The following is a 12747-nucleotide window of genomic DNA, read 5'->3' on the forward strand; positions in this document are numbered from 1 at the left end:
GGTGCGCAATTGCGCACCTGAGAACCTCGAGATTCCGGGTCTGGTCCTTCGGACCATCCCGGAATGACGAACCTCCAAAGCGGCAGGTCGCGATGAGCAAGAACGTGATCCGGCGCAAATCGCTCGAGCCCAGGCCGGCCGCTGAGGCCGACCATGAGGGCCGTGACGGCGGCGTGCAGTCGGTCGACCGCGCGCTGTCGATTCTCGAAACTCTCGCTGAAGACGACGAAGGCTATCGCCTCAGCGATCTCGCCGTGCGGACCGGCCTGTCCGCCTCGACCGTGCATCGCCTGCTGGCGACGCTGGAAAGCCGCCGCTTCGTGCAGTTCGACCGCGCCGAATCCAAATGGCATGTCGGCGTCCGCAGCTTCACCGTCGGCGCAAGCTTTGCGCGGCGGCGCAATTTCTCCACGCAGGCGATTCCTTACTTGCGGAAGCTGCGCGATCTCACCCGTGAGACCGCCAATCTTGCCGTGGTGGACGATGAGTTCATCATCGTGCTGACCCGCATGGAGAGCCGCGAGATCATGCGGTCGCTGACCCAGGTCGGCGGCCGTGTCGCCATGGTGACGTCAGGCGTTGGCAAGGCGGTGCTTGCGACCTATTCCGACGAGGATGTCGGCGCGGTCATCCGCCATCACGGCATGCCCCGCCTGACCGAGAAGTCGATCGTGCGGCCAAGCGACCTGTTCAAGGAGCTCGAAAAGATCCGCAAGCAGGGCTTTGCGATCGACGATGAGGAGGCCTGCATGGGCCTGCGCTGTATTGCCGCAGTGGTCTATAACGACTGCGCCGAGCCGCTCGCGGCGATTTCGGTCTCGGGCATGACCAGCCGCCTGACCGACGACAGATTGCCGGAAATCGGCCAGATCGTGCGCGAAGTCGCCGGCGAGTTGACCATCGCGCTCGGCGGGGTGATGCCCGCCTCCGCCTAGCGAGGAACCAGGGTGCTGTCGGCTGGACAGCATAGGTCGTTTTGGCTGATATGCGACCAAACGACACAATGCGGCACACGATCAACACGTCCGCATAAGCCCTGGAGACTGCCCCGATGTTTCAATTCCCTGCGCGCCTTGTCGGCGCAGCCATCGCGCTGACCCTTGCGGCAGCAAGCCCGGCTTTTCCCCAGCAGCTCGAGCTCAAGCTGATGGCGCCGGCGGCCCCAGGCGGGGGATGGGACCAGACCGCGCGCTCGATGCAGCAGGCGCTGGTCGCCTCCGGCGTGGCGCGCAGCGTGCAGGTCACCAACGTTCCCGGTGCCGGCGGCAGCGTCGGTATTGCGCAGTTCGTCAACGGCGCCAAGGGCGACGGCAACCAGCTGATGATCAACGGCTTCGTCATGGTCGGTGCGCTCGCCATGAACAAGTCGCCGGTCACCCTCGATCAGGTGACGCCGATCGCGCGCCTGACCGAGGAAATCCAGGTGATCGTGGTACCCGCGAATTCGCCGATCAAGAATGCGCAGGATCTCGCCGCCGCAGTGAAGGCCGATATCGCCAAGGTCACCTTCGCCGGCGGCTCGGCCGGCGGCGTCGACCATGTGATGGCCGCGTTGTTCGCAAGCGCCGTCGGCGCGGACGCCAAGAAGATCAACTACATCCCGTTCTCCGGTGGCGGCGAGTCGCTCGCCGCGATCCTCGGCGGCAAGGTCACCGCAGGCATTTCGGGGCTGAGTGAGTATGAAGGACAGATCAAGTCCGGCAAGCTGCGCGCAATCGGGGTGACCTCGGAGAAGCGCATCCCGGGCAGCGATATTCCGACCTTCAAGGAGCAGGGCATCGACCTCGTGATCGCCAACTGGCGCTCGGTCGTCGCGCCTCCCGGCATCACGCCGGAGCAGAAGAAGACGCTCAGCGACGCGGTCGAGAAGATGGTCAAGTCGGACGCCTGGAAGGAGATCCTCAAGCAGAAGGGCTGGGAGGATGCCTATCTCGGCGGTGATGCCTTCTCTGACTTCCTGAAGAAGGAAATCGTGCGTGTCACCGACGTGCTGAAGTCGGTTGGTCTCGTCAAGTCATGAGCTCAAGCGATCCCGTCCAGCCGCGGCGCGTCGATCGCGCCGGCATCGTCATCGCCGCGCTGCTCGCAGGTCTCGCCGCGGTGCTGGTCTGGGACGCGCGCGGCCTGCAATCGGCCGCGATGTACGGCATGGGGCCGGAGGCGATGCCGGTCGTGGTCGCCAGCGGTCTTGCGCTGCTGGCGATCGGTAATTTCGTCGACGCGCTGCGTGGCAATCTGCCGGAGCGCGAGAGCGCCGATCCGGTGCCCGTCGTCTTGATCCTCATTGGCCTTGCGCTGCTGATCGCCATCATCGGCTTCGGCGGCGGCTTTATCCTCGCGACGTCAGCGCTGTTCGTGACGACGTCGGCCGCGTTTGGGCGCCGCGCTATCCTGGTCGACAGCATCATCGCCCTCGTGATGTCGACCCTCATCTACCTCGCGTTCGATCGCCTGTTGACGCTGAGCCTTCCGACCGGCCCGCTGGAGCGATTGCTGTGATGGACACTTTTGCGGCGCTGGCCCACGGCATGGCCGTCGCTGTCCAGCCGATGAATTTGCTCTATGCGCTGATCGGCGTGTTTCTGGGCACCGCCGTGGGCGTCCTGCCCGGCATCGGCCCGGCGCTGACGGTCGCGCTGCTCCTGCCCGTCACCTACAAGCTTGACCCCGGCGGCTCGCTGATCATGTTCGCCGGCATCTATTACGGCGGCATGTATGGCGGCTCGACCACCGCGATCCTGATCAACACGCCGGGCGAAAGCGCCTCGATGGCGACCGCGCTCGAAGGCAACAAGATGGCCAAGGCCGGCCGCGGCGGGCCGGCGCTGGCGACCTCCGCGATCGGCTCCTTCGTCGCCGGCACCATCGCCACCATTGGCCTGGCGTTCCTCGCGCCGTGGCTGGTCGATTTCGCCGTGCGCTTCGGCCCCGAGGATTACTTCGCGCTGATGTGCGTCGCCTTCGTCACGGTCTCGGCGACCTTTGGCGATTCCCCGGTCCGCGGCCTGACCAGCCTGTTCATCGGCCTGACGCTCGGCCTCGTCGGCATCGACAAGCTGACCGGTCAGGCGCGCCTCGCATTCGGCGTCCCTGAATTGCTCGACGGCGTCGAGGTGACGACGCTCGCGGTCGGCCTGTTCGCAGTGGGCGAGGCGCTCTACGTCGCATCGCGCCGTCACCACACCGAGGAGAAGCTCGAGCCGGTGCGCGGCTCGCTGTGGATGACCAAAGAGGACTGGAAGCGGTCGTGGAAGCCGTGGCTGCGCGGCACCATGTTCGGCTTCCCGATCGGCGCGTTGCCCGCGGGCGGCGCCGAGATCCCGACCTTCCTGTCCTATTCGACCGAGAAGCGGCTGACGAATCATCCCGAAGAGTTCGGCAAGGGCGCGATCGAAGGTGTCGCAGGACCTGAGGCGGCCAACAACGCTTCCGCCGCGGGCACCTTGGTGCCGCTCTTGACGCTGGGCCTGCCGACCTCGGCGACCGCTGCGATGATGCTGGCGGGCTTTCAGCAATACGGCCTCAACCCGGGGCCGCTGCTGTTCGCCGAGCGGCCTGACCTGGTCTGGGGCCTGATCGCCAGCCTGTTCATCGCCAACATGATGCTGCTGGTGCTCAACCTGCCGCTGGTCGGCCTCTGGGTGCGGCTGCTCGCGATCCCCCAGCCCTGGCTTTATGCCGGCATTCTCGTCTTTGCGACCATGGGAACCATCGCTGCAAAGCCCTCCGTGGTGGAATTGTCGATGCTGGCCGGCTTTGGTGTGCTCGGCTTCCTGATGCGGCGGTTCGATTTCCCGATCGCGCCGGTCGTCGTCGGCCTGATCCTCGGCCCGATCGCCGAGAGCCAGCTCCGCCGCGCGCTCGCGATCAGCCTCGGCGATCCCATGACGCTGGTCCAGAGCCCGATCTCGGCAACGCTGCTTGGCGTCGCGTTGATCGCGCTGCTGGCGCCCTTCGTGCTGAAGGGACTCGGGCGGTTCAAGGCGAACGAGGATTAGCGATCCGTCGCGCGAATATCTGCTAGTCTCCCATCCATCCCGTGGGGAACGTCATGCCGTCGGAAATTCGCTCGCCTCGTCTCGCTGTCCTGATCGATGCCGACAATACGTCGGCCAAGATCGCGGATGGATTGTTCGAGGAGATTGCAAAAATCGGCGAGGCCAGCGTCCGTCGCATCTACGGCGATTTCTCCAACGCGCGGTCGAAGGGCTGGGCCGACATTCTGGCGAAACACGCCATCATCCCGCAGCAGCAGTTCGCCTACACGACCGGCAAGAACGCGTCCGACATCACGCTCGTGATCGACGCGATGGATCTGCTGCACAGCGGCCGCTTCGACGGCTTCTGCCTGGTGTCGTCGGACAGCGACTTCACCCGGCTTGCCGCGCGCATCCGCGAGCACGGCATCGACGTGTTTGGGTTCGGCGAGCAGAAGACGCCGGAGAGCTTTCGGCAGGCCTGCCGAAAGTTCGTCTACACCGAGAATTTGCGCGGCGGCGTGGTGAACAATCGAGATGCCGCGTCCACGCCACGCTCGCTGCAGCCGCCGGAAGCCGCAACATCAATCATCAAGAACGTCATCACCCAGGCGGAAAGCGAAGACGGCTGGGTCGAGCTTGGCGTCGTTGGAAAGCAGGTGACCAACCTGGCGCCCGATTTCGATCCGCGAACCTACGGGTCCCGAAAGTTGATCGACCTCGTGCGCAAGACCAACGCCTTCGACCTCGACCAGTCAAAGGGATCGGTGCGCATACGTGTCAAGCCTGTGACGGTGGCTGCGCCGGCGCCGAAACGACGTTCCCGGCGAAAAGCTGAGGAAGCCAAGAGCTGATCGCGAGGGCCCAAGCTCGCCATGGCCTGAAACGCCGGCGACGTTGCCCAATGCGTAAGCACGAGTGCCGTTTTATTTGAGTTGCCCCTGCCGCCGTCGGAGGCAACCATTACTGGGCTGTCCATGTCACGCGAGAGCCTCCGATGACCAAACTGACCCGTTTTTCCGTCGCGCCGCTGCACAGCATGACGCGGCGCCTCGCGGATGTTGCCTCGGGGCGCCTCGCGCCGGACCTCGTCGTCACGGGTGCGCGGGTGCTCTCGACCTATTCAGAGCGTATCCATCCAGGCCGCGAGGTCTGGATCACCGGCGGCCGCATCGCGGCGGTGAAGCCGGCCGGAGCGGCAAAGAAGGTCTGGAGCGGGGTCGCGACTTACGACGCGGCCGGCGGCATCATCGCGCCAGGACTGGTCGATCCGCACATCCACATCGAATCCTCGATGGTGACGGCCTGCGCCTATGCCGAGGCCGCGCTGCTCAACGGCACCACCACGATCTTCTGCGACAGCCACGAGATCGGCAACGTCATGGACGTCGCCGGCGTCGAGGCGATGCTGGAGGACGCCCGCGAGGCGCCGCTGTCGATCTTCCTGACGGTGCCGAGCACGGTGCCGGCGACCTCGGCCGAGCTTGAGACCGCCGGTGGCGACCTCACGCCGGACAAGATCGCAGGCCTGTTCGATCGCTGGCCCGAGGCGGTCGCGCTCGGCGAGAAGATGGACTTCGTGCCTGTCACGATGGGTGACGAGCGCAGCCATGCGATCCTCGCCGCTGCCCTGAAGCGGGGACGGCCGGTGTCCGGCCATGTCTATGGCCGCGAATTCGTCGCGGCCTATGCGGCATCGGGCGTCACTGACACCCATGAAGCGATCGACCGCGACATCGCCGACGATCTGCTCGACGCCGGCGTCTGGGTGTTCCTGCGCGGGGGCCCACCGACCACGCCATGGCATTCGCTGCCGCAGGCGATCCGCACCATCACCGAGCTCGGGGCCTCGCACAAGCGCGCGGCGGTCTGCACCGACGACCGCGACGCCGACGATTTGCTGCTGTTCGGACTCGATTGGGTGGTGCGCGAAGCCGTGAAAGCCGGGATGTCGCCGGAGCAGGCCTGGTCGATGGGCTCGCTGCACGGCGCGACGCGTTTCGGCATGGAGGGCGATATCGGCGGGCTTGGCGGCGGCCGCCGCGCCGATCTCGTGCTGATGGACGATCAGCTCAGGCCACAATGCACCTGGTATGGCGGCGAGCTGATGGTCGAGCACGGCAGGATTACCAAGCTGCTCGATCAGGCGCTGTCGCAGCGCTACGAATATCCCAAAGCGGCTTATGCGACCGTCAAACTGCCGGCGAAGATGAAGCTGACGCCGGAACTGCCGGCGAAGGCCTGCACCGTTAACGCAATCAAGACCGCGCTGCCCGGCATCACGCTGATCCATGAGAAGGTTGCGATCGAGCCGGTAAAGGACTGGCCGTCGCTGTTCGCGCGCTACGGTCTCTGCTTCGTCGCAGTGGTCGAGCGCCATGGCAAATCGCCTGGCAACGTCGCTCATGGCCTCCTCAAGGACTTTGGCCTGAAGCGGGGCGCGGTCGCCTCCAGCGTCGGCCATGACAGCCACAACATCATCGTCGGCGGAACCAACGAGGCCGACATGCAGGTGGCGATATCGGCGATCAAGGAAAAGCAGGGCGGCGTTTGCGTCGTCGCCAACGGCGAGGTGAGGGCGCTGGTGCCGCTGCCGATCGCCGGCCTGCTCTCCGACAAGCGTGTGACGGAAGTCGCTGAAGAGGTGAAGGTGCTGAAGAAGGAATGGGCCGAGGCCGGCTGCACTATCCCCTACATGGGGTTCAATTTGATTCCGCTATCGGTCATTCCGGAAATTCGTATCACCGACAAGGGCCTGGTGCTGGTACCTCAGATGGAGCTGGCGCCGCTGTTCGAGTGATTTCTTTCATGCATTTCTCGATCTAAGCGCTTGAGGCAGCCGCATTTTTCTCAACGCTGCCGCATCGTGGAAAATAAAATCGATCTCGTTGAGATCGGCTTCTCCGCATCTGATGATCTCGCTCGCTGACTTAAACCAAGCGAGGTCCGATATGGCGAAGATGCGAGCTGTCGATGCAGCCGTGCGTATCCTGGAGAAGGAAGGCATCTCGACGGCCTTCGGCGTTCCCGGGGCGGCGATCAATCCGCTTTACTCGGCGCTGAAGAAGCGCGGCTCGATCCGCCACATCCTGGCGCGCCATGTCGAGGGCGCCTCGCACATGGCCGAGGGCTATACGCGGGCGAAGGCCGGCAATATCGGCGTCTGCATCGGCACCTCGGGGCCGGCCGGCACCGACATGATCACCGGGCTCTATTCGGCGATCGCCGATTCCATCCCGATCCTCTGCATCACCGGACAGGCGCCGCGAGCGCGGCTGTACAAGGAAGACTTCCAGGCCGTCGACATCGAATCGATCGCAAAGCCCGTGACGAAATGGGCGGTGACTGTGCGCGAGCCGGCGCTGGTGCCGCGCGTGTTCAGCCAGGCGTTTCACGTGATGCGGTCTGGCCGGCCCGGACCGGTGCTGATCGACATGCCGCTCGACGTGCAACTCGCCGAGATCGAGTTCGACGACGAGACCTATGAGCCGCTGCCGGTCTACAAGCCCGCCGCGACCCGCAAGCAGGTCGAAAAGGCGCTGGAGATGCTCAATGCCGCCGAACGGCCGCTGATCGTCGCGGGCGGCGGCATCATCAATGCCGATGCGTCGGACCTGCTGGTCGAATTCGCCGAGATCGCCAACGTCCCCGTCGTGCCGACGCTGATGGGGTGGGGCGCGATCCCCGACGACCATGTGCTGATGGCCGGCATGGTCGGCCTTCAGACCAGCCACCGCTACGGCAATGCCACGCTGCTCGAATCCGACTTCGTGCTCGGCATCGGCAACCGCTGGGCCAACCGTCATACCGGCTCGGTCGAGACTTACACCAAGGGCCGCAAATTCGTGCATGTCGACATCGAGCCGACCCAGATCGGGCGCGTGTTCAATCCCGATCTCGGTATCGTCTCGGATGCCAAGGCCGCGCTCGAACTTTTCGTCGCCGTCGCCAGGGAGTGGCGCCGGTCAGGCAGGCTCCGCGAGCGCCAGGCGTGGCCCGCGGCCTGCCGCGATCGCAAGAAGACCATGCTGCGCAAGAGCCATTTCGACAACGTTCCGATCAAGCCGCAGCGCGTCTATGAGGAGATGAACAAGGCGTTCAGCCGCGACACCACCTATGTCACGGTGATCGGCCTGTCGCAGATCGCCGGTGCGCAGTTCCTCGGCGTCTACAAGCCGCGCAATTGGATCAATGCGGGGCAGGCGGGTCCGCTCGGCTGGACGCTGCCCGCCGCGCTCGGCGTGCGTGCCGCCTGTCCGGATCGGGAGATCGTGGCGCTGTCCGGCGACTACGACTTCCAGTTCCTAATCGAGGAGCTCGCGGTCGGGGCGCAGTTCAACCTGCCCTACATCCACGTCGTCGTGAACAATTCCTATCTCGGCCTGATCCGCCAGGCCCAGCGCGGTTTCGACATGGACTACCACGTTCAGCTCTCCTTCGAGAACATCAACGCGCCCGAGATCGGCGTCTACGGCGTCGATCATGTCGCGGTCGCCGAAGGCCTCGGCTGCAAGGCGATCCGCGTCACGGACCCGAAGGACACACAGGCTGCATTCGCGACCGCGCGCGAATTGATGGCCAAGCATCGCGTGCCGGTGGTGGTGGAGTTCATCCTCGAACGCGTCACCAACATCGCGATGGGCACCGAGATCGACAATATCGTCGAGTTCGAGGAGGTGCTGGACCTGCCGCTCGACGAGGTCGGGACCAAGCAGCCCGCCGTGCTGCAGCCGGCAGAATAGGGGACAGCGATGCCGAAATTTGCCGCCAACCTCACCATGCTCTTCAACGAGATGCCGTTCCTCGACCGCTTCGCTGCGGCGAAGGCGGCCGGATTTTCCGGGGTCGAGTATCTCTTCCCCTATGATTTCGACAAGGCGCAGCTGCGCGAGCAGCTCGAGGCCCATGGCCTGACGCAGGTCCTGCACAATCTGCCCGCAGGCAATTGGGCCGGCGGAGAGCGCGGCATCGCGATCCTGCCTGATCGCGTCAGCGAATTCCGCGACGGCGTATTCCGCGCCATCGACTATGCCAAGGCGCTCGATTGCGACCAGCTCAACTGCCTCGTCGGCATTGCGCCTGCGGATGCCGATCGGAGCGAGCTTCAGGAGACGCTGGTCGGAAACCTGCGCTTCGCCGCCTCGACGCTGGCGCGGGAGAACATCAAGCTGCTGGTCGAGCCGATCAACACGCTCGACATTCCCGGCTTCTTCCTCAACGGGACCGAGCAGGCGGTGCAGCTGATCTCCGAGGTACGGTCGAACAATCTGTTCATCCAGTACGATATCTATCACATGCAGATCATGGAGGGCGATCTCGCCCGCACCATGCAGGAATATCTGCCGCAGATCGCACACATCCAGCTCGCCGATAATCCTGGCCGCCATGAGCCCGGCACCGGCGAGATCAACTATCCCTTCCTGTTCCGCCATCTCGACGCGATCGGCTATCGCGGCTGGATCGGCTGCGAATACAAGCCGCGCACCACGACGCTGGAAGGCCTGTCCTGGCACGCCGCGCAGACGTTTGAGACCTGAGGAAACCCGGACATGATCGACATCGGCTTCATCGGACTTGGCACCATGGGACGGCCGATGGCCGGCCACCTCCTGGCGGCGGGCCATCGCGTGCTGCTGCATGACGTCGCCCCTGTTGCTCCCGAACTGATCGCCGCCGGCGGCGTTGCCTGCGAATCAGCCAAGCAGATCGCGGAGGAGGCGGATGCGGTCATCATCATGGTGCCGGATACGCCGCATGTGGAGGCTGTGCTGTTCGGTAAGGACGGCGTCGCGGCCGGCATCTCCAAGGGCAAGATCGTGGTCGATATGAGCTCGATCTCGCCGCTGGCCACCAAGGAGTTCGCGAAGAAGATCGAGGCGCTTGGCGCGGACTATCTCGACGCGCCGGTGTCGGGCGGCGAGGTCGGCGCGAAAGCTGCGAGCCTCACCATCATGGTCGGCGGGCCGGAGCGCGCCTTTGGCACGATGAAACCGGTCTTCGACAAGATGGGCAAGAACGTTACCCATGTCGGTGCCAATGGCGATGGCCAGACCACCAAGGTCGCCAACCAGATCATCGTCGCGCTGACGATCGAGGCGGTCAGCGAGGCGCTGCTGTTCGCATCGAAAGCCGGCGCCGATCCGGCACTGGTGCGCAAGGCGCTGATGGGCGGTTTTGCCTCGTCGCGGATTCTTGAAGTGCATGGCGAGCGCATGGTGAAGCGCAATTTCGAGCCCGGCTTCCGCATCGAACTGCATCAGAAGGATCTCAACCTCGCGCTCGAAGGCGCCCGCTCGCTCGGCCTGTCGCTGCCGAGCACGGCGGTAGCGCAGCAATTGTTTTCGTCCTGCACCGCGCATGGCGGCAAGGCCTGGGATCATTCCGCCATGGTGCGGGCGCTGGAACTGATGGCGGGCCATGAGATCGCAGCCAGCTGAACTGTTACGCGGTAACACTCTCCGGATGTGATGCATCTTTCGACCCGGCGGAACCGGAACAATGCTTCGGTCCCGCGGGTTGAAGGCGCACAACAACACTGGAGAGTGTGAATATGAAGACCCGTCTTGCGATTTCGTTGGCTGCCGCGTCGCTGCTGGCGTCGAGCGCAGCCTTTGCCCAGTCGACGACCGAACAGGGCGCCAGGGACGGCGCGCGTGCGGGCGGCGACATCGGCGGTCCGGTCGGCGCGATGGTCGGCGGCACCGTCGGGGCGGCCGTCGGCGCGGGCCTCGAGATTCCGAATGCCGTGCTGGGCGGAATCCCGCGCAGTGACTCCGTCGTGGTCCAAGAGCGCGTCGTGGTCGGCGAGCCGCTGCCCCCGACCGTGGTGCTGCGGCCGGTGCCGAACTACACCGAGTACCGCTATGCGGTCGTGAACGATCGCCGCGTGATCGTCGAGCCGCGCACGCGCCGCGTGGTGAAGATCATCGACTGATCGAAGCGTAGACTTTGGAGAGCCGGGCCCTGCAGAGCATCACTCCGCGGGGCCCTGGCTTGTCAGGGTCGCATTTGCGCGAAGGCGCGCGAGCGCCCAATCGGCTGCGGTGGCGAGCGCAAAGCCGATGCAGGCCGTGCCGGCATCGACCAGAAAATCCTCCACTCGCGCATGCCGTCCCGGTGCCCACAATTGCATCAGCTCGAGCATGCCGATCAGGGCCACCGCGATAGCGGTGACTGCCAGGCGGCGATTCCTGTAAGCGAGGCCAAAGGCCAGCCCGACCAGGAGGAAGGCGAGGGCATGCTCGCCATCCTGCCCGAGATCGGAATGCGGCCGCAGGGTCGGCGGTCCCAAGGTCGCAAAAGTGACGGCGGCCGCTAGAAGCCAGGCAAACAGGCGAACAAGAATGGACATTCGGCGCCGATAGCACGGATTTGCAACGGCCTGTACCGGATATGGATCAGATCGCCGTGTAGTTAATGACGAAACCTTAAAGTGGCTCGCGCACGCCGAGGCCGTGCATGAAACGCTCCCGTATTTGCACGGGGTCACGCCGGGTGGTGCCGACCCCGGGCTTGTCGTCGATGCGCACCGCGATCAGGCTGGGCTCGGAGCGTGACATCGCCTCTTCGACCAGACGCTCGAAATCCTCCTCGTCTGCGGCCCAGGCGCTGTTGGCGAGCCCTGAAGCGGTGGCGATGCCGACGATGTCGGCCACACTCGCAGCCGGCGTCGGCTGCGCGCCGGTGATCTGGTAGATGCCGTTGTCCATCACGATCATGATCAGGTTCTTCGGCTTCAACGCCGCAATGGTCGAGAGCGCGCCGAGCTGCATCAGCAGCGAGCCGTCGCCTTCGAGCGCGAAAACGCGGCGGTCGGGCTGCGCCAGCGCGACGCCAAGCGCGATCGGAAAGGCGAGGCCCATGCTACCGAGCATGTAAAAATTCTGCGGGCGGTGGCCGGCGGCCCAGAGATCGAAATTGGTATTGCCGATGCCGCCGATCACGGCTTCCTCGTGCTTGAGCTTCGCGATCAGGCGCGAGGTGACGTCGAAGCGGTTCATCACTTTGGTGTTGCGCGTGGTCATGGCAGCGCTCACTTGTCGAAGGTCTTGCCGCCGGTGAGCAGCGGGTTGAGGATCAGCGCCACCGGCGCCTGCGTGGTCACGGCCTGCTTGATCGAGCGGTCGGCGATGAATTCGAGCTCGTCGAGCCGGGTGATGGTGTGGTGCTCCAGCGCGAGCGAGTCCAGCACCGGGCGCATGGTGCGGCAGACCAGCGACTGTCCGTAATTGAACTCGCCGAGCGTGCCGCGCTCGGACACGAACATGATCAGCGGGATCTGGTAGGGCACCGCGAGCGAGGCGAGCACGTTGGCGAGCGTTGCAAAGCCGGAGGTCTGCATCAGCACCGCGCCGCGTCGTCCACCCATCCAGGCGCCGGAGACAATGCCGACGGCCTCTTCCTCGCGGGCGGTGGCGAAGGTGGTGAAGAAGGGATCGGCATGCAAATTCTTGATCAGCGGCGTCAGCACGCGGTCGGGCACGTAAGGGATGAGGCTGATCTCGTTCCGCTTCAGGGTCTGCAGGACGATGCCATGCCAGCTCTTGTCGCCGGACCCCTGTGCCGCCTGAGCCTGCTGTTCCGCAATCGCCATTGCGTTCTCCCTCGAGCCGCGCATGCTTCTTGGTTCTGGCCGTCGCGGCGGTCTGCCGAACTTGACGCAGGCAGCGGGATTGTCAACATGCCCGGGCCGGCACCGTGATCTGCGCCAGATGGCCTGCCGCGGCCGGCACCGCCATGGCATAAGCGGCAACAATGAGAAACGGGAGGG

Annotated in this window: 13 protein-coding genes; 10 read left to right on the forward strand and 3 right to left on the reverse strand. The window is 64.9% G+C overall.

Features of this window, described 5'->3' with window-relative positions; translation table 11 throughout:
- Positions 1–92 precede the first annotated feature (92 nt).
- The 10 genes from WN72_RS16880 to WN72_RS16925 all read left to right on the forward strand — a co-directional run bounded on the left by WN72_RS16880 (position 93) and on the right by WN72_RS16925 (position 10911).
- Positions 93–935 carry an IclR family transcriptional regulator gene (locus tag WN72_RS16880; protein ID WP_027558867.1) on the forward strand — a complete coding sequence of 281 codons (843 nt, stop codon included), beginning with the start codon at positions 93–95 and terminating at the stop codon, positions 933–935.
- A gap of 116 nt (positions 936–1051) precedes the next feature.
- Positions 1052–2020, forward strand: coding sequence for a Bug family tripartite tricarboxylate transporter substrate binding protein (locus WN72_RS16885; protein ID WP_027558868.1), 969 nt, complete (start codon positions 1052–1054; stop codon positions 2018–2020).
- Positions 2017–2499: a tripartite tricarboxylate transporter TctB family protein gene (locus WN72_RS16890; protein WP_027558869.1), complete on the forward strand. Its 483-nt coding sequence runs from the start codon at positions 2017–2019 to the stop codon at positions 2497–2499. Before WN72_RS16885 ends, WN72_RS16890 begins: the two co-directional genes overlap by 4 nt.
- A complete protein-coding gene (locus tag WN72_RS16895; protein WP_092216983.1) occupies positions 2499–3998 on the forward strand; it encodes a tripartite tricarboxylate transporter permease in 1500 nt (499 codons plus the stop codon). The genes WN72_RS16890 and WN72_RS16895 overlap by 1 nt, the downstream gene beginning before the upstream one ends.
- 53 nt (positions 3999–4051) lie before the next feature.
- On the forward strand, positions 4052–4831 hold the full coding sequence (locus WN72_RS16900; protein ID WP_027558871.1) for an NYN domain-containing protein: 780 nt from the start codon (positions 4052–4054) through the stop codon (positions 4829–4831).
- Positions 4832–4974: 143 nt separating this feature from the next.
- Complete coding sequence (locus tag WN72_RS16905) at positions 4975–6777, forward strand: adenine deaminase (RefSeq protein ID WP_092216984.1); 1803 nt, start codon at positions 4975–4977, stop codon at positions 6775–6777.
- 151 nt (positions 6778–6928) lie between these two features.
- Positions 6929–8719: a glyoxylate carboligase gene (gcl, locus tag WN72_RS16910; protein ID WP_027558873.1), complete on the forward strand. Its 1791-nt coding sequence runs from the start codon at positions 6929–6931 to the stop codon at positions 8717–8719.
- Between the two features lie 9 nt (positions 8720–8728).
- Positions 8729–9514, forward strand: a complete 786-nt coding sequence (gene hyi, locus WN72_RS16915) for a hydroxypyruvate isomerase (RefSeq protein WP_027558874.1) — start codon at positions 8729–8731, stop codon at positions 9512–9514.
- Positions 9515–9526: 12 nt separating this feature from the next.
- Positions 9527–10414 carry a 2-hydroxy-3-oxopropionate reductase gene (locus WN72_RS16920; RefSeq protein ID WP_092216985.1) on the forward strand — a complete coding sequence of 296 codons (888 nt, stop codon included), beginning with the start codon at positions 9527–9529 and terminating at the stop codon, positions 10412–10414.
- 113 nt (positions 10415–10527) lie between these two features.
- Entirely contained in the window at positions 10528–10911 is a 384-nt protein-coding gene (locus WN72_RS16925; RefSeq protein ID WP_092216986.1) for a DUF1236 domain-containing protein, read from the forward strand.
- Positions 10912–10950: 39 nt separating this feature from the next.
- On the opposite strand, the gene WN72_RS16930 is transcribed toward WN72_RS16925, so the two are convergent.
- The 3 genes from WN72_RS16930 to WN72_RS16940 form a co-directional block, all read right to left on the reverse strand.
- Positions 10951–11328 carry a VanZ family protein gene (locus tag WN72_RS16930; RefSeq protein WP_092216987.1) on the reverse strand — a complete coding sequence of 126 codons (378 nt, stop codon included), beginning with the start codon at positions 11326–11328 and terminating at the stop codon, positions 10951–10953.
- A 76-nt stretch (positions 11329–11404) separates the two neighbouring features.
- Positions 11405–12001: a thiamine pyrophosphate-dependent enzyme gene (locus tag WN72_RS16935; protein ID WP_167380894.1), complete on the reverse strand. Its 597-nt coding sequence runs from the start codon at positions 11999–12001 to the stop codon at positions 11405–11407.
- Between the two features lie 8 nt (positions 12002–12009).
- On the reverse strand, positions 12010–12570 hold the full coding sequence (locus tag WN72_RS16940; RefSeq protein ID WP_027558879.1) for a thiamine pyrophosphate-binding protein: 561 nt from the start codon (positions 12568–12570) through the stop codon (positions 12010–12012).
- Positions 12571–12747: the final 177 nt, after the last annotated feature.

Source organism: Bradyrhizobium arachidis, assembly GCF_015291705.1.
Taxonomy (GTDB): domain Bacteria; phylum Pseudomonadota; class Alphaproteobacteria; order Rhizobiales; family Xanthobacteraceae; genus Bradyrhizobium; species Bradyrhizobium arachidis.

Bases quoted from the DNA above. Each gene is read 5' to 3' on its own strand.
- WN72_RS16880 (WP_027558867.1), top strand. From the start codon at position 93: ATGAGCAAGAACGTGATCCGGCGCAAATCGCTCGAGCCCAGGCCGGCC.
- WN72_RS16885 (WP_027558868.1), top strand. From the start codon at position 1,052: ATGTTTCAATTCCCTGCGCGCCTTGTCGGCGCAGCCATCGCGCTGACC.
- WN72_RS16890 (WP_027558869.1), top strand. From the start codon at position 2,017: ATGAGCTCAAGCGATCCCGTCCAGCCGCGGCGCGTCGATCGCGCCGGC.
- WN72_RS16895 (WP_092216983.1), top strand. From the start codon at position 2,499: ATGGACACTTTTGCGGCGCTGGCCCACGGCATGGCCGTCGCTGTCCAG.
- WN72_RS16900 (WP_027558871.1), top strand. From the start codon at position 4,052: ATGCCGTCGGAAATTCGCTCGCCTCGTCTCGCTGTCCTGATCGATGCC.
- WN72_RS16905 (WP_092216984.1), top strand. From the start codon at position 4,975: ATGACCAAACTGACCCGTTTTTCCGTCGCGCCGCTGCACAGCATGACG.
- gcl (WP_027558873.1), top strand. From the start codon at position 6,929: ATGGCGAAGATGCGAGCTGTCGATGCAGCCGTGCGTATCCTGGAGAAG.
- hyi (WP_027558874.1), top strand. From the start codon at position 8,729: ATGCCGAAATTTGCCGCCAACCTCACCATGCTCTTCAACGAGATGCCG.
- WN72_RS16920 (WP_092216985.1), top strand. From the start codon at position 9,527: ATGATCGACATCGGCTTCATCGGACTTGGCACCATGGGACGGCCGATG.
- WN72_RS16925 (WP_092216986.1), top strand. From the start codon at position 10,528: ATGAAGACCCGTCTTGCGATTTCGTTGGCTGCCGCGTCGCTGCTGGCG.
- WN72_RS16930 (WP_092216987.1), bottom strand. From the start codon at position 11,328: ATGTCCATTCTTGTTCGCCTGTTTGCCTGGCTTCTAGCGGCCGCCGTC.
- WN72_RS16935 (WP_167380894.1), bottom strand. From the start codon at position 12,001: ATGACCACGCGCAACACCAAAGTGATGAACCGCTTCGACGTCACCTCG.
- WN72_RS16940 (WP_027558879.1), bottom strand. From the start codon at position 12,570: ATGGCGATTGCGGAACAGCAGGCTCAGGCGGCACAGGGGTCCGGCGAC.